Annotated in this window: 25 protein-coding genes and 1 pseudogene; 6 read left to right on the forward strand and 20 right to left on the reverse strand. The window is 61.9% G+C overall.

All coding sequences use genetic code 11. The annotated features are described in order from the left end of the window. Positions 1-205 (reverse strand): annotated as a pseudogene (locus LO50_RS00840) (OmpA family protein); the annotation flags it as partial. A 164-nt stretch (positions 206-369) separates the two neighbouring features. On the opposite strand from LO50_RS00840, the gene pyrC reads away from it, so the two are divergent. Further along, a complete protein-coding gene (gene pyrC / locus LO50_RS00845; protein WP_044313804.1) occupies positions 370-1,413 on the forward strand; it encodes a dihydroorotase in 1,044 nt (347 codons plus the stop codon). Further along, complete coding sequence (rnt, locus tag LO50_RS00850; protein WP_023444744.1) at positions 1,410-2,084, forward strand: ribonuclease T; 675 nt, start codon at positions 1,410-1,412, stop codon at positions 2,082-2,084. Before pyrC ends, rnt begins: the two co-directional genes overlap by 4 nt. 118 nt (positions 2,085-2,202) lie before the next feature. Here the strand turns inward: rnt and thrC are convergent, their stop codons facing one another. From thrC to ffh, 10 genes are all read right to left on the reverse strand, one after another. Next, positions 2,203-3,612, reverse strand: a complete 1,410-nt coding sequence (gene thrC, locus LO50_RS00855) for a threonine synthase (RefSeq protein ID WP_044313805.1) — start codon at positions 3,610-3,612, stop codon at positions 2,203-2,205. A gap of 84 nt (positions 3,613-3,696) precedes the next feature. Continuing rightward, positions 3,697-5,001 (reverse strand): homoserine dehydrogenase, encoded by a 1,305-nt coding sequence (locus LO50_RS00860; protein WP_014821235.1) that lies wholly within the window; start codon positions 4,999-5,001, stop codon positions 3,697-3,699. 82 nt (positions 5,002-5,083) lie between these two features. Further along, entirely contained in the window at positions 5,084-5,602 is a 519-nt protein-coding gene (locus LO50_RS00865) for a GFA family protein (protein ID WP_014821236.1), read from the reverse strand. A gap of 104 nt (positions 5,603-5,706) precedes the next feature. Then, a complete protein-coding gene (locus LO50_RS00870; RefSeq protein WP_014821237.1) occupies positions 5,707-6,432 on the reverse strand; it encodes a thioredoxin fold domain-containing protein in 726 nt (241 codons plus the stop codon). Between the two features lie 124 nt (positions 6,433-6,556). Continuing rightward, positions 6,557-7,453, reverse strand: a complete 897-nt coding sequence (xerD, locus tag LO50_RS00875) for a site-specific tyrosine recombinase XerD (RefSeq protein WP_014821238.1) — start codon at positions 7,451-7,453, stop codon at positions 6,557-6,559. Positions 7,454-7,643: 190 nt separating this feature from the next. Further along, positions 7,644-7,994, reverse strand: coding sequence for a 50S ribosomal protein L19 (gene rplS / locus LO50_RS00880; protein WP_003303444.1), 351 nt, complete (start codon positions 7,992-7,994; stop codon positions 7,644-7,646). Between the two features lie 42 nt (positions 7,995-8,036). Further along, complete coding sequence (gene trmD / locus LO50_RS00885) at positions 8,037-8,789, reverse strand: tRNA (guanosine(37)-N1)-methyltransferase TrmD (RefSeq protein WP_044313806.1); 753 nt, start codon at positions 8,787-8,789, stop codon at positions 8,037-8,039. Positions 8,790-8,794: 5 nt separating this feature from the next. Continuing rightward, on the reverse strand, positions 8,795-9,331 hold the full coding sequence (gene rimM, locus LO50_RS00890; protein ID WP_014821240.1) for a ribosome maturation factor RimM: 537 nt from the start codon (positions 9,329-9,331) through the stop codon (positions 8,795-8,797). A gap of 5 nt (positions 9,332-9,336) precedes the next feature. Next, the gene (gene rpsP / locus LO50_RS00895) at positions 9,337-9,588 is read right to left on the reverse strand and encodes a 30S ribosomal protein S16 (RefSeq protein ID WP_003293628.1); all 252 of its coding nucleotides are present in this window, start codon (positions 9,586-9,588) and stop codon (positions 9,337-9,339) included. A 203-nt stretch (positions 9,589-9,791) separates the two neighbouring features. Next, positions 9,792-11,168 (reverse strand): signal recognition particle protein, encoded by a 1,377-nt coding sequence (ffh, locus tag LO50_RS00900; protein ID WP_044313807.1) that lies wholly within the window; start codon positions 11,166-11,168, stop codon positions 9,792-9,794. 246 nt (positions 11,169-11,414) lie between these two features. Here ffh and LO50_RS00905 point away from each other — a divergent pair, with 246 nt between their 5' ends. Beyond that, positions 11,415-12,215 (forward strand): cytochrome C assembly family protein, encoded by an 801-nt coding sequence (locus LO50_RS00905; protein ID WP_014821242.1) that lies wholly within the window; start codon positions 11,415-11,417, stop codon positions 12,213-12,215. 17 nt (positions 12,216-12,232) lie between these two features. Beyond that, the gene (locus tag LO50_RS00910; protein WP_014821243.1) at positions 12,233-13,519 is read left to right on the forward strand and encodes an HlyC/CorC family transporter; all 1,287 of its coding nucleotides are present in this window, start codon (positions 12,233-12,235) and stop codon (positions 13,517-13,519) included. Positions 13,520-13,549: 30 nt separating this feature from the next. On the opposite strand, the gene purT is transcribed toward LO50_RS00910, so the two are convergent. From purT to LO50_RS00930, 4 genes are all read right to left on the reverse strand, one after another. Beyond that, a complete protein-coding gene (gene purT / locus LO50_RS00915; RefSeq protein ID WP_044313808.1) occupies positions 13,550-14,731 on the reverse strand; it encodes a formate-dependent phosphoribosylglycinamide formyltransferase in 1,182 nt (393 codons plus the stop codon). A 44-nt stretch (positions 14,732-14,775) separates the two neighbouring features. Then, positions 14,776-14,967 (reverse strand): DUF1289 domain-containing protein, encoded by a 192-nt coding sequence (locus tag LO50_RS00920; RefSeq protein ID WP_023444754.1) that lies wholly within the window; start codon positions 14,965-14,967, stop codon positions 14,776-14,778. Next, positions 14,964-15,485 (reverse strand): gamma carbonic anhydrase family protein, encoded by a 522-nt coding sequence (locus tag LO50_RS00925; protein WP_003303456.1) that lies wholly within the window; start codon positions 15,483-15,485, stop codon positions 14,964-14,966. The genes LO50_RS00920 and LO50_RS00925 overlap by 4 nt, the downstream gene beginning before the upstream one ends. Before the next feature lie 67 nt (positions 15,486-15,552). Further along, positions 15,553-16,170, reverse strand: a complete 618-nt coding sequence (locus LO50_RS00930) for a CoA pyrophosphatase (RefSeq protein ID WP_014821247.1) — start codon at positions 16,168-16,170, stop codon at positions 15,553-15,555. 218 nt (positions 16,171-16,388) lie between these two features. On the opposite strand from LO50_RS00930, the gene LO50_RS00935 reads away from it, so the two are divergent. Both LO50_RS00935 and LO50_RS00940 read left to right on the forward strand, forming a co-directional pair. Next, on the forward strand, positions 16,389-16,955 hold the full coding sequence (locus LO50_RS00935) for an NUDIX hydrolase (RefSeq protein ID WP_014821248.1): 567 nt from the start codon (positions 16,389-16,391) through the stop codon (positions 16,953-16,955). A gap of 58 nt (positions 16,956-17,013) precedes the next feature. After that, positions 17,014-17,517, forward strand: coding sequence for a L,D-transpeptidase family protein (locus LO50_RS00940; protein WP_014821249.1), 504 nt, complete (start codon positions 17,014-17,016; stop codon positions 17,515-17,517). A gap of 56 nt (positions 17,518-17,573) precedes the next feature. Here the strand turns inward: LO50_RS00940 and LO50_RS00945 are convergent, their stop codons facing one another. From LO50_RS00945 to LO50_RS00965, 5 genes are all read right to left on the reverse strand, one after another. Continuing rightward, positions 17,574-17,891: a YqfO family protein gene (locus LO50_RS00945; protein ID WP_044313809.1), complete on the reverse strand. Its 318-nt coding sequence runs from the start codon at positions 17,889-17,891 to the stop codon at positions 17,574-17,576. A 203-nt stretch (positions 17,892-18,094) separates the two neighbouring features. Next, a complete protein-coding gene (gene purL / locus LO50_RS00950; protein ID WP_044313810.1) occupies positions 18,095-21,991 on the reverse strand; it encodes a phosphoribosylformylglycinamidine synthase in 3,897 nt (1,298 codons plus the stop codon). A 125-nt stretch (positions 21,992-22,116) separates the two neighbouring features. Continuing rightward, on the reverse strand, positions 22,117-22,884 hold the full coding sequence (locus tag LO50_RS00955; RefSeq protein ID WP_003303466.1) for an amino acid ABC transporter ATP-binding protein: 768 nt from the start codon (positions 22,882-22,884) through the stop codon (positions 22,117-22,119). A 9-nt stretch (positions 22,885-22,893) separates the two neighbouring features. Next, complete coding sequence (locus tag LO50_RS00960; protein ID WP_014821252.1) at positions 22,894-23,991, reverse strand: amino acid ABC transporter permease; 1,098 nt, start codon at positions 23,989-23,991, stop codon at positions 22,894-22,896. Between the two features lie 4 nt (positions 23,992-23,995). Beyond that, complete coding sequence (locus LO50_RS00965; protein WP_044313811.1) at positions 23,996-25,180, reverse strand: amino acid ABC transporter permease; 1,185 nt, start codon at positions 25,178-25,180, stop codon at positions 23,996-23,998. Between the last annotated feature and the right edge of the window lie 32 nt (positions 25,181-25,212).

The following is a 25,212-nucleotide window of genomic DNA, read 5'->3' on the forward strand; positions in this document are numbered from 1 at the left end:
CCGGCGAGTGCAGACGAAAGACCGCCTGTTCGCCGGCACGCCTGACGAACTCGCCGCTGCCGAAACCGGCGATGGGCTGGGTCAGTCGGCACTCGAACTGATCGCCCTCCACCTGCCATTGCACCCGTTCCAGCCGCGTCTGGAATGTCAGGGCGTTGGCCGGTGAAGCGAGCAGGCACAACAGTACGAGGGGGCGCAGGCGCACGATGAACTCCGAGAGGATGCGTATTCCTTCTAGGTATCGGTGCCCGACCGGCAAACTTGAGCGTGTCACGGTCAGTGCCCAAGCCTGGCAGACGAAGGCAAGATGCCGTCTCCGGGCTTTTCCGGTAGCATTCGCGCACGTTTCACCCGCCTGGAAACCCCTGCATGTCCGACCGACTCACCCTGCTGCGCCCCGACGACTGGCACATCCACCTGCGCGACGGCGCCGCCCTGCCTCACACCGTCGCGGATGCTGCTCGCCAGTTCGCCCGCGCCATCATCATGCCGAACCTGGTGCCACCGGTACGCAATGCCGACGAGGCCGAAGCCTATCGCCAGCGCATCCTGGCGGCTCGGCCGACCGGCAGTGATTTCGCGCCATTGATGGTGCTCTATCTCACCGACAGCACCAGTTCCGACGATATCCGCCAGGCCAAGGCCAGCGGCTTCGTGCATGCCGCCAAGCTATATCCGGCAGGCGCGACCACCAACTCCGCTTCCGGCGTAACCGCGATCGACAACATCTTCGGTGTGCTGGAAACCATGGCCGAGGTCGGCCTGCCTTTGCTGGTCCACGGCGAGGTCACGCGCAGCGAGATCGATATCTTCGATCGCGAGAAGCACTTCATCGACGAGCAGTTGAGTCGCGTCACCGCGCGCTTCCCAACCCTGAAAGTGGTGTTCGAGCACATCACCACCCGTGACGCCGTGCAGTTCGTCCAGGCGGCAGGCACCAACGTCGGCGCCACCATCACCGCGCACCACCTGCTGTACAACCGCAACCACATGCTGGTCGGCGGCATTCGTCCGCATCTTTTCTGCCTGCCGGTGCTCAAGCGCAACGTTCACCAGGAAGCCCTGCTGGATGCCGCAACCAGCGGCAACCCGAAGTTCTTCCTCGGCACCGACTCGGCCCCCCACGCACAGCACGCCAAGGAAGCTGCCTGCGGTTGTGCTGGGTGCTATACCGCGCATGCGGCCATCGAGCTGTACGCCGAAGCCTTCGAGCAGCGGCAGGCGCTGGACAAACTGGAACCCTTTGCCAGTCACTTCGGTCCGGATTTCTACGGTCTGCCGCGCAACACCACGCAGATCACCCTTGTGCGCGAGGAGTGGAACGTGCCGGCCAATCTGCCATTCGGTGAGCAGGTCGTCGTGCCGCTGCGTGCCGGGGAACGACTGCACTGGCGTCTGGAGGCGAACGCATGAGCGAAGAACACTTCGAAGACGAGCTCGAAGAGCACCTGCCGGGCAAACCCCGCTCGCCGATGGCGCGGCGTTTCCGTGGTTTCCTGCCAGTGGTGATCGATGTCGAGTGCGGCGGCTTCAATAGCGCAACGGATGCGCTGCTGGAAATTGCGGCCGTGACCATCGGCATGGACGAGCAAGGCCTGCTGTACCCGCAGGACACCTTGTTCTACCGCGTGGAGCCTTTCGCTGGCGCCAACATCGAGGCAGCCGCGCTGGAGTTCACCGGCATCAAGCTCGACCATCCGCTGCGCATGGCCGTGCCCGAATCGCAGGCCCTGACCGATATCTTTCGCAGCGTGCGCAAGGCGGTGAAATCCGCCGGCTGCAAGCGCGCGATTCTGGTCGGTCATAACAGCAGCTTCGACCTGGGATTTCTCAACGCAGCGATCGCTCGTTGCGAGATCAAGCGCAACCCGTTCCACCCCTTCTCCAGCTTCGACACCGCCACCCTCGCTGGCCTTGCCTACGGTCAGACCGTGCTGGCCAAGGCCTGCCAGGCCGCCGGGATCGACTTCGACGGCCGCGAGGCGCACTCGGCCCGGTACGACACCGAGAAGACTGCCGAGCTGTTCTGCGGCATCGTCAATCGTTGGCGGGAAATGGGCGGTTGGGAAGAGTTCGACGAGTAACGTCCGGGATACGGCGCATCGGGGCGAAGGCCCGCTTTGGAATGCCAGCAGTCGAGATCGACGCTGTAAACGAAAAAAGGCCAGTCATGCGACTGGCCTTTTTTGTATTACCGCAGCGTTACAGCGGCTTGCCCCGGTTGCCGTGCTGGCCAACGAAGGCCTGAACGGCCTTCAGGTCGTTCGGCAGCACCGTGCAACGCTCGCTGCGTTCGAACAGATCAGCCAGGTGCGCCGGAAGGGCAAGTGCCTGGCCAATACCCGCCTTCTCCACCGCATCCGGGAATTTCACCGGGTGCGCGGTGCCCAGTGTCACCATCGGGATGCTCAGGCTGCGACGGCATTCGCGTGCGGCATGCACTCCGATGGCCGTATGCGGATCGAGCACCTCGCCGGTTTCCTTGAAGACCTGAGCGATGGTGGCGCAGGTCTGCTCGTCATCCACGGCCAGCGAATCGAACAGCTTACGCGCTTCGGCCCAGCGCTCCTCTTCCACCGACAGCTTGCCGCTGGCGCGGAAACCATCCAGCAATTCGGCCACGGCCTTGCCATTGCGACCATGCAGGTCGAACAGCAGACGCTCAAAGTTCGACGACACCATGATGTCCATCGACGGCGACAGCGACGCGTGCAGGGTATCCTTGTCGTAGCGGTTGCCGGACATGAAGCGATGCAGGATGTCGTTGCGGTTGGTGGCAACGATCAACTGGTTGATCGGCAGGCCCATGTTGCGCGCCAGATAGCCGGCAAAGATGTCGCCGAAATTGCCGGTCGGCACCGAGAACGCCACGGAGCGCGCCGGACCGCCAAGCTGCAGCGCAGCGTGGAAGTAGTAGACGATCTGGGCCATGATCCGCGCCCAGTTGATCGAGTTGACTGCCACCAGACGGGTGCCCTTGAGGAAACCCTGGTCGGCAAAGCTGGCCTTGACCATCTCCTGGCAGTCGTCGAAGTTGCCTTCGATGGCGATGTTGTGAATGTTGTCGCCGAGGATGGTGGTCATCTGCCGGCGCTGCACCTCGGATACGCGGTTGTGCGGGTGCATGATGAAGATGTCGACGTTGTCGCAGGCCTTGCAGCCTTCGATGGCCGCCGAGCCGGTATCACCGGAGGTGGCGCCCATGATCACCACGCGCTCGCCACGCTTGGCCAGCACGTGATCGAGCAGGCGACCGAGCAGCTGCAAGGCGAAATCCTTGAACGCCAGGGTTGGCCCGTGAAACAGCTCCAGCACCCACTCGTTGCCGTTCAGCTGACGCAGCGGGGCGATGGCGCTATGGGCGAAGACGCCATAGGTTTCTTCGAGGATTCGCTTGAAGTCGGCGTCCGGAATGCTGCCGGCAACGAACGGGCGCATGACCCGAAAGGCCAGCTCGTGATACGGCAGGCCGGCCCAAGAGGCAATTTCTTCCACGGTGAACCGCGGCAGGTTCTCCGGCACGTACAGGCCGCCATCGCTGGCCAGGCCGGCCAGCAGGACGTCTTCGAAGTTCAGGGCCGGCGCCTGGCCGCGAGTGCTGATGTAGCGCATTTGTTCAAACCTTCGGTTCGAGCGGCAGGCTGGCGCTGCAGGTATCAGGCTGTTCCGTGCCTGCAGCTGCGGCCTGCGGCTTGGTTAGTTGAGCTGTTCGACGCGAATGCGCACGACCTTGTCCGCCACATCATCGAGGGCTTCCAACGCAGCGATAGCATCGTCGATACGCTGCTCGACCACTCGATGGGTCACCAGAATCACAGGAACCAGACCGTCCTGGACTTCGGCCTCCTTCTGCATGATCGACTCGATGTTGATGCCACGCTCGGAGAGAATGGTTGCCACCTGAGCCAGCACGCCCGGATGGTCCTTGGCCTGGATGCGCAGGTAGTAGGCGCTCTCGCAGGCGCTGATCGGCAGAATTGGATGATCGGACAGCGAGTCGGGCTGGAACGCCAGATGCGGCACGCGATTGTTCGGATCGGTGGTCAGGGCCCGGGTCACATCCACGAGGTCGGCCACGACTGCCGAAGCGGTCGGCTCCATGCCTGCACCGGCGCCGTAGTAGAGCGTGCTGCCGACGGCATCGCCATTGACCATGACCGCATTCATCACGCCATTGACGTTGGCGATCAGGCGGTCGGCCGGAATCAGTGTCGGATGAACGCGCAGTTCGATGCCAGCATCGGTGCGGCGGGCGACGCCCAGGTGCTTGATGCGATAGCCCAGCGCTTCGGCGTAATTCACATCAGCCGTGGTCAGGCGCGCGATGCCCTCGGTGTAAGCCTTGTCGAACTGCAGCGGGATCCCGAAAGCAATGGACGCCAGAATCGTCAGCTTGTGCGCGGCATCGATGCCCTCGACGTCGAAGGTCGGGTCGGCCTCGGCGTAGCCGAGCTCCTGGGCTTCCTTGAGAACGTCCTCGAAGGTGCGCCCCTTTTCACGCATCTCGGTGAGGATGAAGTTGCCGGTGCCGTTGATGATTCCCGCCAGCCAGTTGATGCGGTTACCGGCCAAGCCTTCACGAATCGCCTTGATGATCGGAATACCACCCGCGACCGAGGCTTCGAAGGCGACGATTACGCCCTTCGCGCACGCCTTGGCGAAGATTTCGTTGCCATGCACGGCGATCAGCGCCTTGTTGGCGGTGACCACATGCTTGCCATTCTCGATGGCCTTGAGGACGAGTTCCTTGGCCAGGGTGTAACCGCCGATCAGCTCGACGACGATGTCGATTTCGGGGTTGTTCACGACATCGAAGATGTCCGCCGTGATGGCTGTCGTACCGGTATCGCACTTGGGATTCGGGTGCCGGGTGGCAATCTGCGCAACCTCGATTCCGCGCCCGGCACGGCGGGCAATCTCCTCGGCGTTGCGTTTGAGCACATTGAAGGTACCGCCACCGACGGTTCCCAGCCCACAGATGCCAACTTTCACCGGTTTCAAGCTGAACTCCCCATTCACAGCGAGACGACCGGAGCTGCCGGTCGACAAAAGAGTCGCACATTACGAAGGGAGCAGCTTTTAGTCAATCAGCCTCGCCTTGCGGCGGGCGCGCCCGATCGTCAAGTTTCAACCGCTGATGCCATTGCGCGAGCGACTCATCCGGGTATTCGGCAAAACAGCGATCACGCCCCTGTACTTGCGGCTCTACCCAACTGGCCTTGGAGTCGAGCATCAAATGCGTGTGCTCCGGCGGGATGGGCAGATCGGTGTCGATCGCCGATGCGAAGGGATGCACCAGCTCGGGCCAGCTCGGATCCCACAACCACAACGCACTGGCGCAGTGTCGACAGAAGTGGCGGCGACCATCACTGATCTTTACCTCGCCAGTCTCGGCATCGGTGATATGTGCCTGGTAGACGCCAAGATGCTCTTGCCCCTCGACCTGCAGGCTTCGATAGTCACCACCAAGATTGATCGCGTAGCCGCCGCCACCCGCTGTCTTGCGACAGATCGAGCAGTAGCAGCGCATGAAAGGATACGGCTGCGCGGATTCTAGGCTGAACCGCACAGCCTGACAGTGACAGGAACCTTCGAGCTTCATCACGACCCTCCTCATTCAGACCGTTAGGGTTTTGAACGCATCAGGCCAGCCAGTTCCACTATCGGCAATCAGCCCGAATGAATCGGACCAATGGCCTCAACGCATTACTCGGCAGCGAGCGCAACTTCTGCTAATTGGGCGGCCGGCTGATAGCCGGGAATCATCTGACCGTTGGCGAGAATGATGGCAGGCGTGCCCTGTACGCCGATCATCTGGCCAAGCTGATACTGCTTTTCGATAGGCGTCTCGCAGCTGGCTGTGGGCAGATCTTCACGTGCCTTGGCCTTGTTCATGGCGTCCTGGCGATCCTTGGCGCACCACACGCTGGTCAGGGTATTGGCCCCATGACTACCCATGCCCTGCCGCGGAAACGCGACATAGCGAACCTCAACGCCGAGGCGGTTCAACTGCGAAACCTCGCTGTGCAGCTTCTGGCAGTAGCCACAGTCAGTATCGGTAAATACGGTGATATGGGTCTTGGGTTCCTTGGGCGCGAACACTACCATCTCGCTGGCCGGGATTGAGTTGATCTGCCTGGCCACCGACTTGCTTTGAGCTTGCTCGGTCAGGTTGACGGCCTGACCATCCTTGAACTGGTAGAGATAGCCCTGGATGACGAACTGCCCATCAGCGCTGGCATACAGCTGCCGCCCGCCCTCCAGCTGAACCTGATAAACCCCGGGCATCGGGCTCTCGGCAATAGCCTCGATGGGCATGTCCGACTGGATCTTCTGCAAAGACTGGCGAATCGCCTGATCCGGATCGGCGGCCATTACAACAACGCTGGCCAGACCTGCAACGGCGGCAGCGAACAAACGAATCACGCCCATGGAAACTCCTGGCAGCGACAATCGGGGAAAGGCGCAAAGCCTATCATAGCCATGCCGTACAAACTGCTAGCTGCTTCTCTGGGCCGCCGCCGAGACCACGGCCTACCAGCGCCGGCGCTCTGCCCTAGCCGCGTGGATGGTGCGCCGCATGCAACTCCTGCAACCGCGCTCGCGCAATGTGGGTGTAGATCTGAGTGGTCGACAGGTCGCTGTGACCAAGCAACATCTGCACGGTGCGCAGATCCGCGCCATGGTTGAGCAAGTGCGTGGCGAAAGCGTGGCGCAAGGTATGCGGTGAAATCGATGCGGCGACACCGGCGACCTTCGCGTGCAGCTTGATCCGGTGCCAGAAGGTCTGGCGTGTCATCTGGCCACCGCGCTGACTGGGAAACAGTACATCACTGGCCTTGCCCGACAGCAAGAGTTCACGACCATCGCGCTGATAACGCTCCAGCCAGTGCAAAGCTTCATCGCCAAGCGGCACAAGACGCTCTTTATTGCCTTTGCCGAACGTTCGCACGACGCCCTGGCGCATGCTGACCTGCTCGAGCGTCAGGCTGATCAACTCGGTAACCCGCAACCCGCAGGCATAAAGCACTTCGAGCATGGCGCGATCACGCAGACCTAACGGCTCTCCAATATCTGGCGCCGTCAGCAATGCCTCTACATCGGCTTCGGACAGTGCTTTCGGCAAGGGACGTCCAAGCCGTGGCAGATCCACGCGCAACGTCGGATCGACGGCGATCTCGCCCTCGCGTAACAGGTAGCGATAAAAGCCCCGTAAGCCTGACAGAAAGCGCGCCGTGGAGCGCGCCTTGTAACCATTGTTCAGACGCCATGCGAGGTGATCGAGAATGATCTCGCGCCCGGCGGTGGCAAGTCGAACGCCTCGCCCCTCCAGCCAGCCGTTGAACAATGCGAGGTCGCTGCGGTAGGCCTCGCGGCTATTGTCCGCCAGCCCTTTTTCCAGCCAGAGCGCATCGAGGTAACGGTCGATGATGGGGTCGTCGAGTGCAGGCATGACAGCTTCAATCAGAAGGGGTGCAACAGTTTTCCACAGGCGTCCCGACGCGGCCAGAGCGCAAACGAATCGGAATCTCTTCATCCGATCGCCGCCCCAATCGCAGGCACCAGTCTCGCTCCGCCGGGATCAGCAGGCCGTAGAAACGAAAAAAGCAGCCCGAGGGCTGCTTTTTTCCGGAACCGCGGTCTTAGACCAGCTTTTCCTTGATGCGGGCGGCCTTGCCGGACAGCGCGCGGAGGTAGTACAGCTTGGCCTTGCGCACGTCACCGCGACGCTTGACGCTGATGCTGTCGACCATCGGGCTGTAGCTCTGGAAAGTACGCTCGACGCCTACACCGTTGGAGATCTTGCGAACGGTGAAAGCACTGTTCAGACCGCGGTTGCGCTTGCCAATCACGACGCCTTCGAAGGCCTGCAGACGCTGACGCTCGCCTTCCTTCACCTTCACCTGAACGATAACGGTGTCGCCCGGTGCGAACGGCGGGATTTCTTTGTTCATCTGCTCGGCTTCGAGCTGCTGAATGATCTTGTTGGTCATGCTGTGCTCCTAAGGTCAACCCTGTGGGTTGCCATCGATACGTTAACTATCGTCCCGCTGGCGGATGTATTCCGCCAGCAGCTTCTGTTCTTCTCCAGAAAGCGAGCGGCTATCCAGAAGATCGGCGCGTCGCTCCCAGGTCCTTCCAAGGGACTGCTGCAAGCGCCAGCGTCGGATGTGTTCGTGGTTGCCGCTGAGCAGCACATCAGGAACACATTTACCCGCATACACCTCAGGACGCGTGTAGTGCGGACAGTCGAGCAGGCCGTCGGTGAACGAATCCTCCTCGGCGGAACCAGCATGACCAAGGGCGCCCGGAAGCAGCCTCGTCACGGCGTCGATCAGCACCATTGCCGGCAACTCGCCACCGGACAACACGTAATCACCAATCGACCATTCCTCATCGACATGCGCTTCGATGAAGCGCTCATCAATACCTTCGTAGCGACCGGCAATCAGGATAAGCGCATCCTCTTTTGCCATCTCGCGGACATCAGCCTGTTTCAGCTGGCGCCCCTGCGGCGAGAGGTAGATCACCTTCGCCGTCTCACCCGCAGCCTGTTTGGCGTCAGCCAAGGCAAGCTCGAGCGGCTTGATCTTCATCACCATGCCGGGGCCACCGCCGAATGGGCGGTCGTCCACTGTTTGGTGGCGGTCTTCGGTGTAGCTTCTGGGGTTCCAGCAGCTCAACTGCAACAACCCCTGCTTCACGGCACGACTGGTAATCCCGTAGTCACATATCGCTGCGAACATATCCGGGAAAAGGCTGATGACCTCGACGCGCAAAGCGGACATGCCGTTCAGAAATCCGCGTCCCAATCGACCTGCATCTCGCCCGCTACCAGATCGATCTTCAACACGCATTGATCGGTGTAAGGCAGCAGACGCTCGCGATCGTCCAGGCTTTCAGCACAAGGCTTCACGACCATCACGTCGTTGGCTCCGGTTTCAAGCAGGTGATCGATCTGACCAAGCAACTGCCCAGCCTGATTGATGACCTTCAAGCCCTGAAGCTGATACCAGTAGTACTCACCGTCGTCCAAGGCGGGCAGTTCGCTACGCGGGATGCATATCTCGAAATCGGCGTAGGTACGCGCAACTTCGCGATCATCCAACCCACTCAGCGTTGCCACCAGGATCTTCCCCTGGAGGCGCCCCTTGACCAACTCGACCTGCTTCACCTCGTCGCCTCGCCTCAGCGTCCAGCGTCGATAGCCCAGCAGGTTGTCGATCGGATCAGTAAAGGAATAGACCTTTACGTCACCGCGTACGCCATGCACCGAAACGATCTTGCCGATGACAACCAGGTCATCGACCGGAGCAGACGTTGCGTTCATGAGATTCAGGCAGCGGCCTTGGCAGCTTCCTTCAGCAGCTGAGCAACGCGCTCAGACGGCTGTGCGCCCTGGCTCAGCCAGTAAGTAGCGCGCTCCTGGTTTACAGAAAGCTTCACTTCCGCACCAGTGGCGATCGGGTTGAAGAAACCGATGCGCTCGACGAAGCGACCATCACGCGGGTTGCGGCTGTTGGTCACGGTCAGGTGGTAGAAAGGGCGCTTCTTGGAGCCGCCACGGGCGAGACGAATAGTTACCATGTGAACATCGTTCCTGTAGTCGGTGCTAACTTACTTAAGGCACACACTTAAAATGGGCCTAGGCCCGAAAGGCCGCACATTTTAAGGAATGCCGGGGATTTTGCAAACTCTTTTACTAAAGGTCTCAGCCGGAGCTAGGTGATACCCGGCATCAGGCTGCAGACCGCATTACGTCGCGGCTCAGCGCCGCGACAAGACACTCTCTAGAACTTCGGCATGCCGCCGCCTGGGAACATGCCGCCCATGCCGCGCATCATCTTGGTCATGCCACCCTTGCCGGTGACCTTTTTCATCATCTTCTGCATCTGCTTGTGCTGCTTGATCAGCCGGCCGATATCCTGCACCTGAGTACCTGACCCCATGGCGATACGGCGCTTGCGCGATCCACTGATGATGTCAGGATTGCGTCGCTCGGCAGGCGTCATCGAGTTGATGATCGCCTCCATCTGCATGAACTGCTTCTCCGCTGCGCCCTGAGCATGCCCCATCTGCGACAGGTTGACGCCACCTATGGATGGCAGCTTGTCCATCAAGCCACCGAGGCCGCCCATGTTCTTCATCTGCTGCAGCTGATCGCGGAAGTCCTCGAGATCGAACCCTTTGCCCTTCTTGAGCTTCTTGGTGAGCTTCTCGGCCTTCTCGCGATCAAGGGTCTGCTCGGCCTGCTCGATAAGGCTGAGCACATCGCCCATGCCGAGGATGCGCGAGGCGATACGATCCGGATGGAAAGGTTCAAGGGCGTCACTCTTCTCGCCCATGCCGAGGAACTTGATCGGCTTCCCGGTCACGTGCCGCACCGAAAGCGCGGCACCACCACGCGCATCGCCATCTACCTTGGTCAACACCACACCGGTCAGCGGCAGTGCTTCGCCGAACGCCTTGGCGGTGTTTGCCGCGTCCTGGCCCGTCATGGCATCGACCACGAACAGCGTTTCGGCAGGATTGATCGCGGCGTGTACAGCCTGGATCTCGGCCATCATCTCGGCATCAACGGCCAGACGACCGGCAGTATCCACCAGTACCACGTCGATGAACTTGAGCTTGGCTTCACGGATGGCCTCCTGGGCGATCTCCACCGGCTTCTGGCTGATATCGGAAGGGAAGAAGGTCACACCCACTTCGCCGGCCAGGGTTTCGAGCTGCTTGATCGCAGCCGGACGATAGACGTCAGCCGAAACCACCAGCACGCTCTTCTTCTTGCGCTCCTTGAGGAAGCGCGCCAGCTTCCCCACGGTGGTGGTCTTGCCCGCCCCCTGCAGGCCGGCCATCAGCACCACGGCCGGCGGAGTGACCTGAAGCGCCAGGTCCTCGTTGGCCGCGCCCATCAACTCTTCCAGCTCTGCGCGAACGATCTTCACGAACGCCTGACCCGGAGTCAGACTCTTCGAGACCTCGGTGCCAACAGCGCGCTCCTTGACCCGATTGACGAACTCCTTGACCACCGGCAGTGCGACGTCGGCCTCGAGCAGCGCCATCCGCACTTCGCGCAGCGTGTCCTTGATGTTGTCCTCGGTCAGCTTCGCCTTGCCGGTGACGTGGCGAAGCGTTTGTGAGAGGCGGTCGGTTAGGTTTTCGAACATGAGCCATTCCACGCTGGGGTGCTGAAGGGCGAGATTATAGAAGGTGCGGGCGTCCGGCCGGTACCCCGGCTGCACGGCTTTTCGTATTTACCTGGCCGCGCCAGCCGCCGCGCGACCCGAAGCCAGGGATGGATGGCGCAGCATGCGGCGCATCGCACGCCGTGACGATCCGTAACCCGGCCACCGCTTTTGCGCCTCGGGTCTTTGTGCCACACTCACGACCTTTCGAGCCCGTTACCGGAACTTATGCACCCTCTGCTACCCAGCCTTGCCGCCGCGGCTCTGTATGCCGGCGCCACGGGTTATCACAGTTTGCGTCTGGCACAACGCGCCGTGCCGGACAGACGTCTGCTGCTGACAGTCGGACTGCTCGCTCTGCTTGCCCATGGGATCAGCCTTTTCATCCAGCTGATATCACCAAGCGGCCTGCACCTGGACTTCTTCACCGCCTCAAGCCTGATTGCCGCTGCTGTCATCCTGCTGATACTACTGGCGCTGCATCGGATGCCAGTGGAAAACCTGCTGCTGCTGCTCTTTCCACTGGGCTGCCTGACGGTACTCTTCGCCCAGTTCGCCCCATCCGGCACTGCACCTGCGATTGCCGAGGAGCCGGGCATACTCGCGCATATCCTGCTGTCGATCCTGGCCTACGGCATGCTGACCATTGCGGTCTTCCAGGCCTTGTTGCTGCTGCTGCAGGATCATCACCTCAAGCACAAGCACCCCTCGGGCCTGATCCGCAACTTCCCGCCTCTGCAGACGATGGAAAGCCTGTTGTTCGGCTTTCTCTGGGCAGGTTGGCTGCTTCTGTCCGCCTCACTGCTTTCCGGCTGGCTGTTTCTTGATGACCTTTTTGCGCAGCACCTGGTCCACAAGACACTCCTTTCGGTGGTTGCCTGGATCGTCTTCGGCCTGCTGCTGTGGGGGCGCCACCAGCTTGGCTGGCGCGGCTACAAGGCCATCCGCTGGACACTGGTCGGTTTCTGCCTGCTGATGCTGGCGTATTTCGGCAGCAAGCTCGTCCGCGAATTCATCCTGCACATCTGACGCAAACAGGCTAACCCGTGGAAAATCTACACCCCGGCTTTCTGGTCGGACTGCTGGTCTTTCTGCTGCTGTGCTCGGCGTTCTTCTCCAGTTCCGAAACCGGCATGCTCAGCCTCAACCGCTACCGCCTCAGGCATCAGGCCAAGGAAGGGCATCGAGGCGCGCAGCGCGCCAGCGAACTGCTGGCCCATCCTGACCGCCTGCTGGGCACCATTCTGGTTGGCAACAACTTCGTCAACATCCTGGCCTCATCCATCGCTACCGTGCTCGCGATGCAGCTATGGGGCGAAGCTGGGATCGCGATTGCCACCATCGGCCTGACCATCATCTTGCTGATCTTCGGCGAAATCACGCCGAAAACCCTGGCCGCACTACGCCCGGAGATTGTCGCCTACCCGGTCAGCCTACCGCTGAAGCTGCTGCAGAAGGTGCTTTATCCTCTGGTTGCCATGCTCGGCTGGGTAAGCAACGGACTGCTCAAGCTGCTTGGCGTCGACCTATCCAACAAGGGCAACGACAGCCTGTCCACCGAGGAGCTACGCAGCGTCGTACGCGAATCCGGCACCGACCTGCCGCTGAATCGCCAGAGCATGCTGCTCGGCATTCTCGACCTGGAGCGGGTCACTGTCGACGACATCATGATTCCGCGCAACGAGGTTACCGGGATCGATCTCGATGACGATCTGGAATCGATCATCGGTCAGCTGCGCACCACGCCACATACTCGCCTGCCGGTGTTTCGCAACGACATCAACCAGATCGAGGGCATCGTCCATATGCGACAGATTGCCCGCCTGCTCAGTCATGACCAGCTAACCAAGGAAAGCCTGCTCGAAGCCTGTAACGAACCCTATTTCGTACCGGAAAATACTCCGCTTTCCACCCAGCTGCTGAACTTCCAGAAGCAAAAGCGACGAATCGGCATCGTGGTCGACGAATACGGCGACGTCCGCGGCATCGTCACGCTCGAGGACATCCTCGAAGAGATCGTCGGCGAGTTCAGCAATCAGGACGTACTGCGCAGCCCGGATATTCACCCGCAGGACGACGGCACGCTAGTGATCGATGGCGCCGCCTACATTCGCGAGGTAAACCGGGCCCTCGGCTGGAAGTTGCCTTGCGACGGCCCCAAGACGCTCAACGGCCTCATCACCGAGGCCCTTGAGCACATGCCGGATAGCGGCATCTGCTTGCAGATCGGCAACTACCGGCTGGAAATCCTGCAAGCGGCCGATAACCGCGTGAAAAGCGTACGCGCCTGGACCATCGACGACACATCCTCGGACGAGCAGCAACCCGAGTAATAGGGGCGGCAGCAAGCCGGCCCGCCAGCCTCACAGCTCCACTTTCACCGCAGCAGCTGCACGCAACGCCTTTTCTCTCGCCGCATCGATGGATACGTCCCGCGCCAGCGCGACCCCCATGCGCCGTTGGCCGCTTACACCGGGCTTGCCGAACAGACGCAGCGCGGTATCCGGTTCTGCAAGCGCAGCAGCGAGATTGCCGAAGCTCACTTCGGTGGATTCACCTTCTACCAGAATCACCGCTGAAGCCGCCGAGCCCATCTGGCGGATGCTCGGAATCGGCAGGCCGAGAATGGCCCGCGCATGCAGCGCGAACTCGGAAAGGTCCTGCGAAACCAGTGTCACAAGGCCGGTATCGTGAGGACGCGGGGAGATTTCGCAGAACCAGACCTGATCGCCTTTGACGAACAACTCGACGCCAAAGATGCCCCGCCCACCCAACGCCTCGGTGACCGCCAGTGCAATGCGCTTCGCCTCGGCCATCGCCGCCGGCGCCATCGGCTGCGGCTGCCATGACTCTTGATAGTCGCCCTTCTCCTGGCGGTGGCCGACCGGCTCACAGAAACTCGTGCCACCCGCATGGCGCACCGTCAGCAAGGTGATTTCATAATCAAAGTCGATGAAGCCCTCGACGATGACCCGGCCGCGACCTGCACGACCGCCGGCCTGCGCATAACCCCAGGCGGCATTGATATCGGCTTCGCTGCGCAGCACCGACTGCCCCTTGCCGGACGAGCTCATCACCGGCTTGACCAGACAGGGAAAGCCCAGCGTCATCGCCGCCGAGCGACACTCCTCCAGCGAATCCGCGAAGCGATAGGGTGAAGTCGGCAAGCCCAGCTCCTCTGCGGCCAGTCGGCGAATGCCTTCGCGATTCATCGTCAGCTGCGCGGCCCGGGCCGTGGGTATCACGGTGTAGCCTTCTCCCTCCAGCTCGACCAGGGTAGCGGTGGCGATGGCCTCGATTTCCGGCACGATGTAATGCGGTCGCTCCTGCTCGATCACCGCTCGCAGCGCAGCACCGTCGAGCATGTCGACCACGTGGCTGCGATGCGCCACCTGCATGGCTGGTGCATTGGCGTAGCGGTCGACCGCTATGACTTCCACGCCAAGCCGCTGCAGCTCAATAACCAACTCCTTGCCAAGCTCGCCGCAGCCACAGAGCAGGACGCGCGTAGCGCTGGAAGACAATGGTGTACCTATTCTTGGCATGGAATCCTCGCGACTCTGGAAATACAAACGAACCCGGCACGCGCCTACATCAGCTGGCCACTGAGGCGAAGTCGCTCGCTGCAGCGTTGAAGCACCTCGCGCCGCTCCTCGTTGCTCATCAACCCCCAGCGCCGGATCTCATCCGCGCTTCGCTGGCAACCGACGCACAGGTCATCCTCATCCAGAGCGCAGAGACTGACGCAGGGCGAGGCGACCGGCTTTTCCTGCGTGTTCACTCATCGCGCTCCAGCTCACGCGCGTAGCGCTGAGCGTTATGCACGTAGTGAGCGGCGCTGGCTTCGAGCATCTTCTTCTGCTCATCGCTCAGCTCACGCACCACTTTGCCCGGCGAGCCGACCACCAGTGAGCCATCGGGAATTTCCTTGCCCTCGGCAATCAGGGTGTTGGCGCCAATGATGCAGTGCTTGCCGATCTTCGCGCCGTTGAGCACCACCGCATTGATGCCGATCAGGCTGTAATCACCGACCGTGCAACCGTGCAACATGGCGTTGTGGCCAACCGTGACGCCGGTACCCAGGGTCAACGGATGCCCCATATCGGTGTGCATCACGCTGCCGTCTTGCACGTTGCTGTTCTCACCGATGTGGATCAACTCGTTGTCACCACGCAGAACGGCGCCAAACCAGACGCTTGCACCCGCATCCAGCCTGATCTTGCCGACCAGCGTGGCATTGGGGGCTACCCAGCTTTGCGGATGCGCTTCGACCCGCGACTCTCCCAGACGGTATTTCACGACACACCTCTTCTTGTCAGTTGTACTCAGGCCACAGGAGTACCGCTCGCCCCTGCGACAGTGCAGCTCAGGGCTCGCGCCGCCCGGACAGATCGATGAATGCGGCAGGCGCGCGGCGCATTTCGATGCCGGCGTCGTATATGACATTGACCAGCTCGACGATCATGATCGCGGTTAGGCCCCAAATCTGGTATTCGCCATAGCGGTAGGACGGGATGTACCAGCTCTGTCCCTGGTAATCGATGCGGTGCGTGACCTCGCGCGGATCCTCGCAGAAGAATTCCAGCGGCACAGAAAACACGGAGGCGATTTCGGCATCGTTGGCGCGGTACTCGACATAGTCCGGAACCAGACCGACGTAAGGCGTGACGTGGATGCCATGCACCGACACCAGGCTGCTGAGCGGGCCGACGACCTCGACCATGCCTGGCGCCAGGCCTACCTCTTCCTCGGCCTCACGCAGCGCGGTGTGCAGTAGATCGCGGTCTTCCGGATCGCGTCGACCGCCGGGGAACGCCACTTCTCCACCATGGGTGGAAAGACCGGCGGCGCGGAGCGTCAGCACCAGCTCCGGCGACTCGCTGCGGGTGATTGGCATCAACACGGCCGCCTCGGGCAGGCGGCCTTCCGGCTCCAGAAGATGCGGGGAATGAGCGCGCACCCGGTGGAGTATTGTGTCCAGCATGTACTTTCTCGTTTCGTCTTTGATCGGCATCATGGCATGAAAGGCGGAGCCGCCCAAGGCCCGGAGAGCGCCAAACGAGAAGCTCCAACGCCTCGATGCGATATCAATGTTACAACTGCGAACCAGGCGGGTCAGAGCCACCCCGAACGGCGCAGAGGCTGCCTTGCCGAATCCGTGTGAACAGCCCAATATTTCCCGGAGCAATCAGGAAGGCACCCATGAAATACTGCAACCAGTGCGGCGATCCGGTGCTGGTCCGCGTACCGGACGGCGACAACCGGCCGCGCTTCGTCTGCGACAGCTGCCAAACGGTGCACTATCAGAACCCGAGAATAGTCGCCGGCTGCGTACCCGTCTGGGATGATCGCGTGCTGCTCTGTCGGCGTGCGATCGAACCGCGCCGGGGCTATTGGACCCTGCCGGCCGGCTTCATGGAGAACGGCGAAACCATGCAGCAGGCCGCAGAGCGCGAAACACTCGAAGAGGCCTGCGCCAGAGTGCGTGACCTGCAGCTGTATACCCTGTTCGACCTGCCACATATCAATCAGGTCTACATGTTCTTCCGCGCTGAGCTCGTCGACCTGGACTTCTGTGCCGGAGACGAAAGCCTGGAAGTGAAGCTCTTTCATCAGCAAGACATCCCTTGGTCCGAGCTGGCTTTTCCGACCATCGGCCGTACCCTAGAATGCTTCTTCGCCGACCGGGTGCAGCAGACCTTCCCGGTGCGCAACGAGGCCGTGACAAGCTATCGCAACCGCCAGCAGGGCCACGCCCGCGCAGACTGAAGTGTCTGCCGGACCGGCTGGCACATACAGGTCTGATGAAGTTCGAAGGAAAGCCTCGATGCGCTGGCTGCTTGCCCTGCTCTGCCTCACCTTTACCGCGTTCTCCCACGCCAATGCGACGCCCAGCCTGGGCGGTTCACCCATCGACAAAGTGCTGGTAATCAAGTCGGAACGCAAACTCCATCTGGTCAGCGCTGGCCAGACACTCAAGAGCTATCGCGTTTCGCTGGGCAAACAACCCGACGGCGCAAAGTTGCGCGAAGGCGACAAGCGCACGCCGGAAGGCTTCTACTGGATCGACTGGCGCAAGACCAGCGACAAATACAACCTGTCGATGCACATCTCCTACCCCAACGCGCGTGACCTGGCCCGCGCACAGCAGGAAGGCGTAGCGCCTGGAAGCATGATCATGCTGCACGGCACGCCACTGGATGAGGAGTATCCGGAGTGGTTCTTCCACACCCTGGACTGGACCGAGGGCTGCATCGCGCTGAGCAACAGCGACATGCGCGAGATCTGGGCGCTGGTGAAGGATGGCACGCTGATCGAGATTCGCCCGTAACGCCAGGAATCAATGCCGGGGCGCCGCAACCGCCAGGACTGCCCCGACCCGTTAGGCTAGAACTGCATGTCGGACAAACGCCAAACGTCGAACGCAGGCGTTTCATACGGATGGGCCTTATTCATTGCCTTCACGCTGTCGTGAATCAGCTCGTCCGCCACAACCAATTCGACCTTCCACTCGGGAACGTGCTGCACCTGCCCGGTTTGCCCGATAAAAGGCTGGCTACCGTCCAACGGGCGGTACTGCCCCTGCCCCAGCACCTGCCAGCAGCAACTGTCATATGCGCCTATGCGGCCAGCGCCGGCGGCGAACACTGCTTTCTTGACCGCTTCCAGATGACTGTCTGGAACATAGAAACACAGCTTGTACATCGACCTCTCCGTGCAGATGAGCCCGACCTCCACCGGCCGAGCGAACTGGCATTCTGCCATCCGTGTGCGCACCGAATAGTGCGGCGCGTCATAGCTCAGACGACGCTTTGCGCTGCCGGTTCATAGACCTTTGTCACAAATGAAAAAGCCCGCCGATATGCTATCGACGGGCTCCCCGGGATTGGCCAGATTGACCCGGTCGGTCAGTCGACCCAGACCCGCGCATTGCGGAACATTCGCATCCAGCCGCCGTCTTCCTGCCACTCGTCAGGGCGCCAGGAGTTGGTCACGGCGCGGAACACCCGCTCCGGATGCGGCATCATGATGGTCACGCGGCCATCGCGGCTGCTGAGACCGGTGATACCGCGCGGCGAGCCGTTCGGGTTGGCCGGGTAACGCTCGGTGACCTTGCCGTGGTTATCCACGAAGCGCAACGCCACGGTGCCGGAAAGATCTGCCTGCAGCATGGCCTCTTCGCTCTCGAACTCCGCATGGCCTTCGCCGTGGGCGATGGCGATCGGCAGACGGGAGCCGGCCATGCCCTGCAGGAAGATCGATGGCGAATCCTGAATCTGAACCATCGCCACCCGCGCCTCAAACTGCTCCGAGCGGTTACGCACGAAGTGCGGCCAATTCTCGGTGCCCGGGATCAGCTCGTGCAGGTTGCTCATCATCTGGCAACCATTGCACACGCCGAGAGCGAAGCTGTCCTTGCGCTCGAAGAAGGCCTGGAAGCCATCCCGTGCACGCGCATTGAACAGGATCGACTTGGCCCAGCCTTCACCGGCGCCGAGCACGTCGCCGTAGGAGAAGCCACCGCAGGCCACCAGGCCCTTGAACTCCTCAAGGCTGACACGCCCGGAAAGGATATCGCTCATGTGCACGTCGACCGCGGCGAAACCGGCGCGGTCGAACGCCGCCGCCATCTCCACCTGGCCATTGACGCCCTGCTCGCGCAGCACCGCAATCTGTGGACGAACGCCACGCTTGATGTAGGGCGCCGCGATGTCCTCGTTCACGTCGAAGCTGAGCTTGGCACTGAGACCCAGGTTGTCCTCTTCGAGCAGCGCGTCGAACTCCTGATCGGCGCACTCGGCGTTATCGCGCAGACGCTGGATCTGGTAACTGGTTTCTGCCCACTGGCGCTGCAGCAAGCGGCGCTCACCGGCGAAGACTTCGTTTTCGCCGTGCTTGATCGACACATGGCCATTGTTGACCGGCTGACCGATGACCGCGACACAGTCACCCAGACCGGCTGCGCTGAACTGTGCCAGCACGATCTCGGTGTCGTCCTGACGCACCTGAATCACCGCACCAAGCTCCTCGTTGAAGAGCATCGGTGCGACATCTGCGGCACTCTCCAGCAGGCCATCGAGATTCAGACTCAGGCCACAGTGACCGGCAAACGCCATTTCCAGCACAGTGGTCAGCAGACCACCGTCGGACCGGTCGTGGTAGGCCAGTAGCAGACCATCGGCGTTCAGCCCCTGGACCACGGCGAAGAACGCCTGCAGGTCTTCGGCATCATCGACGTCGGGCGCCTGGCGACCAAGCTGACCATACACCTGCGCAAGGATCGAAGCGCCCATGCGGTTCTGGCCGCGTCCCAGATCGATCAGGATCAGGTCCGTTGCGCCCTTGTCCAGGCGCAGCTGCGGGGTCAGGGTCTGGCGGATATCAGTGACCGGGGCGAAGCCGGAAACGATCAGCGACATCGGCGAGGTCACGCTTTTCTCGGCGCCCTCCTCCGACCAACGGGTCTTCATTGACATCGAGTCCTTGCCCACCGGGATGGTCAGGCCCAGCTGCGGGCACAGCTCCATGCCGACGGCGCGCACGGTGTCGTACAGCCGCGCGTCTTCGCCGGGGTGGCCGGCGGCGGCCATCCAGTTGGCGGACAGCTTGATGTCGGAGATTTTCTCGATGCGTGCCGCTGCCAGGTTGGTCAGCGTTTCGCCGATGGCCATGCGACCCGACGCCGGAGCGTCCAGCAGCGCCAGCGGCGTACGCTCGCCCATTGCCATGGCCTCGCCGGTGTAAACGTCGTAGCTGGTAGCCGTGACGGCGCAGTCGGCGACCGGCACCTGCCAAGGACCGACCATCTGATCGCGCGCTACCTGGCCGGTGATACTGCGGTCGCCGATGGTGATCAGGAAGCTCTTGCTGGCGACCGCTGGGTGGCGCAGCACCCGGGTGACCGCCTCATTCAGATCGACAGTAGCCGCATCGAAGTCATCGCCCAGCTCCGCTTCGCGGCTGGCGCTGCGGTGCATGCGCGGTGGCTTGCCGAGTAGCACTTCGAGCGGCATGTCCACCGGGGTGTTGCCGAAATGGCTGTCGGTGACGGTCAGCTGTGGCTCTGCGGTCGCCTCGCCGACAACCGCGAACGGGCAGCGCTCACGTTCGCAGATAGCCTGGAAACGCTCGAAATCGGCGGCACTGACGGCCAGCACGTAACGCTCCTGGGACTCGTTGCTCCAGATCTCGTGCGGGGCCATGCCCGGCTCGTCGTTAGGCACGTTGCGCAGTTCGAAGCGGCCACCGCGGCCACCGTCGTTGACCAGCTCCGGGAAGGCATTGGAAATGCCACCGGCACCGACGTCATGGATGAAGGCGATGGGGTTCTCGTCGCCCAGCTGCCAGCAGCGGTCGATGACTTCCTGGCAGCGGCGTTCCATTTCCGGGTTCTCGCGCTGTACCGAGGCGAAATCCAGATCGGCCGAGCTGGCACCGGTCGCGACCGAGGAGGCGGCGCCGCCGCCCAGGCCGATCAGCATGGCCGGCCCGCCGAGCACGATCAGCTTGGCGCCAACGGTGATCTCGGCCTTCTGCACGTGATCTTCACGGATATTGCCCATGCCGCCAGCGAGCATGATCGGCTTGTGATAACCACGCACCTCGTCGCCGCGCGGCGTGTTGATCGACTGCTCGAAGGTACGGAAGTAACCAGTCAGCGCCGGGCGGCCGAACTCGTTGTTGAACGCGGCGCCGCCCAGAGGGCCTTCAATCATGATGTCCAGCGGCGTGACGATGCGTTCCGGCTTGCCGTAGGCCTGTTCCCACGGCTGTTCGAAGCCGGGGATGTTCAGGTTGGAGACGGTGAAACCGGTCAGACCGGCCTTTGGCTTGGCGCCGCGGCCGGTGGCGCCCTCGTCGCGAATCTCGCCACCGGAACCGGTGGAAGCACCCGAGAACGGCGAGATCGCGGTCGGGTGGTTGTGGGTTTCCACCTTCATCAGGATGTGCACCGGCTCCTGCACCGCGCCGTATTGGCGGGTTTCAGCATTGGGGAAGAAACGCCCTGCGGTGTGGCCGACGATGACCGACGCGTTGTCCTTGTAAGCGGACAGCACGTTCTCGCTGTGCATCTGGTAGGTGTTCTTGATCATGCCGAACAGCGACTTGTCCTGGCTCTCGCCGTCGATGTCCCAGCTGGCGTTGAAGATCTTGTGGCGGCAGTGCTCGGAGTTGGCCTGCGCGAACATCATCAGTTCGATGTCGTGCGGGTTGCGCTTGAGGCCCTGGAAGGCACTGACCAGATAATCGATTTCGTCTTCGGCCAGGGCCAGGCCCAGGTCGGTGTTGGCCTTTTCCAGCGCGGCGCGACCGCCACCGAGGATGTCCACGGCAGTCAGCGGCTTGGGCTCGGCATGGCTGAACAGGTTGGCGGCTGCTTCGAAACGATCGAGCACCATTTGCGTCATGCGGTCGTGAAGCGCTGCGGCAATCAGCTGTGCATCGCTATCGGAAAACTCGCCCTGCACGTAATAGGCGATACCCCGCTCCAGCCGCTGGACCTTCTCCAGCCCGCAGTTGTGGGCGATATCGCTGGCCTTGCTCGACCACGGCGAAATGGTGCCGAAGCGAGGCACCACGAGGAACAGCCGCCCGGCAGGTTCCTGCACCGGCACACTGGGGCCGTACTTCAGCAGGCGGGTCAGTACGTTCTGCTCATCCGCGCCGAGCGTGCCGGAAACCTCGGCGAAATGGGCGAACTCGGCATACAGCCCGCTGACGGCGGGGACCTTATCGGACAGTTGTGCCAGGAGCTTGCCATGACGGAAGGCGGAAAGAGCGGGAGCGCCGCGCAGGATCAACATCGTCGGAACAGCCTCGGAGGGGGGAGCAGTCGGGGCGCGTATTCTAGCCCATGACGGCGGCCGAGGCTAAGGCTGAACACAGCCAGGCGCCGCGTGTTCCGACGGCACGCCAGGCCCGGCTTGGATCAGTGCAGGATCTGGCTGAGGAACAGCTTGGTCCTGTCGTTGACCGGGTTTGTGAAGAACACCTCTGGCTCGGCCTGTTCGACGATCTCGCCCTTGTCCATGAAGATCACCCGATCCGCCACGGTGCGGGCGAAGCCCATCTCATGGGTCACGCAGAGCATGGTCATGCCGCTTTCGGCGAGGCTGACCATGGTGTCGAGCACCTCCTTCACCATTTCCGGGTCGAGGGCCGAAGTCGGCTCATCGAACAGCATGATCTTCGGCTTCATGCACAGCGCACGGGCGATCGCCACGCGCTGCTGCTGACCGCCGGAGAGCTGGCCGGGAAACTTGTTGGCCTGCTCCGGGATGCGCACGCGCTCCAGATAATGCATGGCGATTTCCTCGGCCTGCCGTCGCGGCAGCTTGCGCACCCACATTGGCGCCAGGGTGCAGTTCTGCAACACGGTCAGGTGCGGGAACAGGTTGAAGTGCTGGAACACCATGCCGACTTCGCTGCGGATCGCCTCGATCTGCTTGAGGTCGCTGGTCAGCTCCACGCCGTTGATGACGATGCGCCCCTGCTGGTGTTCCTCCAGGCGATTGAGGCAGCGAATGGTGGTGGACTTGCCGGAGCCGGAAGGCCCGCACAGCACGATGCGCTCGCCCTGGCGCACGGAGAGGTTGATGTCCTTGAGTACATGGAACTGGCCGAACCATTTGTGCACGCCCTGCATGCGGATGACCGGCTCGCTGCTCTGCTCGGCCTGCGCGTTTGAATCACTCATATATCACTCCTAATGCTTGTGGCCGGTGTCCAGCTTGCGCTCCAGGCGCATCGAATAGCGGGACATGCCGAAACAGAACATCCAGTACACCAGCGCGGCGAACACGTAACCCTCGGTGGACATGCCTAGCCAGGCCGGATCCGCAGTGGCGCGCTTGATGCTGTTGAGGAAGTCGAACAGGCCGATGATGATCACCAGGCTGGTGTCCTTGAACAGGGCAATGAAGGTGTTGACGATGCCTGGGATTACCAGCTTCAGCGCCTGCGGCAGGATCACCAGCAGCGTGCTGCGCCAGTACCCCAGGCCCATGGCCGCCGCCGCCTCGTACTGCCCCTTGGGGATCGCCTGCAGACCGCCACGTACCACCTCGGCGATGTAGGCGGCCTCGAAGAACACCACCATCAGCATTGCCCGCAGCAGCTTGTCGAGGCTCATGCCTTCGGGCAGGAACAGCGGCAGCATCACCGAGGACATGAACAGCACGGTGATCAACGGCACGCCGCGCCAGAACTCGATGAAGGTCACGCAGAGCACGCGAATAGCCGGCATGTCCGAGCGCCGTCCCAATGCCAGCAGAATGCCCAGCGGCAAAGCACCGGCAATGCCCACGGCAGCGATCACTACGGTCAGCATGAGCCCGCCCCACTGACTGGTAGGCACCGTCTGCAGGCCGAGAAAGCCACCATGCAGCAGCCAGTAGGCTAGCAGCGGGTAAACCAGCAGATAGCCCAACCCGTAGCGCAACTTGTGTGGCATCTGCCGCAGGAACAGCGGCGCCGCACCGATGATCGCCAGCCAGGCTGCCGCATCGACTCGCCAGCGCAGCTCCGTCGGATAGAAGCCGTACATGAACTGGCCGAACCGGGTCTGAATGAACACCCAGCAGGCGCCTTCGCGGCTGCAGTCGGCGCGGGTTTCACCGGTCCAGTCGGCCTTGAAGATGGCCCATTCGAGTACCGGCGGCACAATCAGCCAGAGCAGGTATAGCCCTACCAGCGTCAGCAGGGTATTGATCCAGCTGGAAAACAGATTGGCCCGTAGCCAGCCGAGCGCACCGATGCTGATCGTCGGTGGCGGCAGGTCGGGCTTGAAGGTATGGATGGTCATGCGCTCACCGCTCGATCAGCGCAATGCGCTTGTTGTACCAGTTCATCAGCAGCGAGATGCTGATGCTGATGGCCAGATAGACACTCATGGTGATGGCCATGGTTTCGATGGCCTGCCCGGTCTGATTGAGCACCGTGCCGGCGAATAGCGACACCATGTCCGGATAACCGATAGCAGCAGCGAGCGACGAGTTCTTTGCCAGGTTCAGGTATTGGCTGGTCAGCGGCGGCACGATCACCCGCAACGCTTGCGGCACGATCACCAGCCGCAATACCTGGCCTGGGCGCAACCCAAGCGAAGCGGCGGCTTCGGTCTGGCCATAGCTGACCGACTGAATGCCTGAACGCACGGTTTCGCCGATGAACGCCGCGGTATACACCGACAACGCCACCACGATCGAAACCAGCTCCGGGATCACCACCCAACCACCGCGAATGTTGAAGCGCTGCAACTCCGGCACTTCCCAAGTGAAAGGTACGCCTGCAATGAAGGTCATCAGCCACGGGATCGCCAGAAACAACCCAAGGCTGGTCCAGAACACCGGAAACATCTGCCCGGTGGCATGCCGACGCGCCCGAGCCCAGCGATTGAGCAAGACCACGGCCACCAGCGCCACGAGCAACGCCAGCCAGAATGCCCAGAAGCCATCGGCGGCGCTGGGTGCCGGCATCTGCACGCCACGGTTGTTGACGAACACCGCATCCCATAGGCTCAGGCTGTTGCGCGGCCCAGGCAACGGGCTGATCACAGCGAAGTAGACGAAGAAGATCAGCAGCAACGGCGGGATATTGCGGAATATCTCGATGTAGAGCGTCGCCAATTGACGGATCAGCCAGTTGCTCGAGAGGCGTCCCACACCGAGGATGAACCCCATCACCGTTGCGAGAAATATCCCGATGACGCTGACCAACAGCGTATTGAGCAGCCCGACCCAGAAGACGCGACCGTAAGTGTCGCTCTCGCTGTAGTCGATCAGGTGCTGGGATATGCCGAAGCCGGCGGCGTTCTCGAGGAAACCGAAGCCGGAGGTAATGCCGCGATGGGCAAGGTTGGTCTGGGTATTGTGAAAAAGGTACCAGCCGAATGCTACGACGGTGATTACAGCCAGAATCTGAAACAGCCAGGCGCGTGCCCGAGGGTCGGTCAATAGCGACCCGCCAGCCGGCCTAGGATTGTCGATGGTTCGCATCGAATGTCCTCATACCGCACCGCCGGCGCGTT

This window comes from Stutzerimonas stutzeri (assembly GCF_000935215.1).
GTDB lineage: Bacteria > Pseudomonadota > Gammaproteobacteria > Pseudomonadales > Pseudomonadaceae > Stutzerimonas.

Bases quoted from the DNA above. Each gene is read 5' to 3' on its own strand.
- LO50_RS00955 (WP_003303466.1), bottom strand. From the start codon at position 22,884: ATGAGTGATTCAAACGCGCAGGCCGAGCAGAGCAGCGAGCCGGTCATC.
- trmD (WP_044313806.1), bottom strand. From the start codon at position 8,789: ATGTCCGCTTTGCGCGTCGAGGTCATCAGCCTTTTCCCGGATATGTTC.
- rpsP (WP_003293628.1), bottom strand. From the start codon at position 9,588: ATGGTAACTATTCGTCTCGCCCGTGGCGGCTCCAAGAAGCGCCCTTTC.
- LO50_RS00935 (WP_014821248.1), top strand. From the start codon at position 16,389: ATGAAATACTGCAACCAGTGCGGCGATCCGGTGCTGGTCCGCGTACCG.
- LO50_RS00960 (WP_014821252.1), bottom strand. From the start codon at position 23,991: ATGACCATCCATACCTTCAAGCCCGACCTGCCGCCACCGACGATCAGC.
- LO50_RS00870 (WP_014821237.1), bottom strand. From the start codon at position 6,432: ATGGGCGTGATTCGTTTGTTCGCTGCCGCCGTTGCAGGTCTGGCCAGC.
- LO50_RS00940 (WP_014821249.1), top strand. From the start codon at position 17,014: ATGCGCTGGCTGCTTGCCCTGCTCTGCCTCACCTTTACCGCGTTCTCC.
- thrC (WP_044313805.1), bottom strand. From the start codon at position 3,612: ATGCGCTACATCAGCACTCGCGGCCAGGCGCCGGCCCTGAACTTCGAA.
- LO50_RS00945 (WP_044313809.1), bottom strand. From the start codon at position 17,891: ATGTACAAGCTGTGTTTCTATGTTCCAGACAGTCATCTGGAAGCGGTC.
- LO50_RS00905 (WP_014821242.1), top strand. From the start codon at position 11,415: ATGCACCCTCTGCTACCCAGCCTTGCCGCCGCGGCTCTGTATGCCGGC.
- purL (WP_044313810.1), bottom strand. From the start codon at position 21,991: ATGTTGATCCTGCGCGGCGCTCCCGCTCTTTCCGCCTTCCGTCATGGC.
- LO50_RS00930 (WP_014821247.1), bottom strand. From the start codon at position 16,170: ATGCTGGACACAATACTCCACCGGGTGCGCGCTCATTCCCCGCATCTT.
- rnt (WP_023444744.1), top strand. From the start codon at position 1,410: ATGAGCGAAGAACACTTCGAAGACGAGCTCGAAGAGCACCTGCCGGGC.
- rplS (WP_003303444.1), bottom strand. From the start codon at position 7,994: ATGACCAACAAGATCATTCAGCAGCTCGAAGCCGAGCAGATGAACAAA.
- pyrC (WP_044313804.1), top strand. From the start codon at position 370: ATGTCCGACCGACTCACCCTGCTGCGCCCCGACGACTGGCACATCCAC.
- ffh (WP_044313807.1), bottom strand. From the start codon at position 11,168: ATGTTCGAAAACCTAACCGACCGCCTCTCACAAACGCTTCGCCACGTC.
- rimM (WP_014821240.1), bottom strand. From the start codon at position 9,331: ATGAACGCAACGTCTGCTCCGGTCGATGACCTGGTTGTCATCGGCAAG.
- LO50_RS00965 (WP_044313811.1), bottom strand. From the start codon at position 25,180: ATGCGAACCATCGACAATCCTAGGCCGGCTGGCGGGTCGCTATTGACC.
- purT (WP_044313808.1), bottom strand. From the start codon at position 14,731: ATGCCAAGAATAGGTACACCATTGTCTTCCAGCGCTACGCGCGTCCTG.
- xerD (WP_014821238.1), bottom strand. From the start codon at position 7,453: ATGCCTGCACTCGACGACCCCATCATCGACCGTTACCTCGATGCGCTC.
- LO50_RS00865 (WP_014821236.1), bottom strand. From the start codon at position 5,602: ATGAAGCTCGAAGGTTCCTGTCACTGTCAGGCTGTGCGGTTCAGCCTA.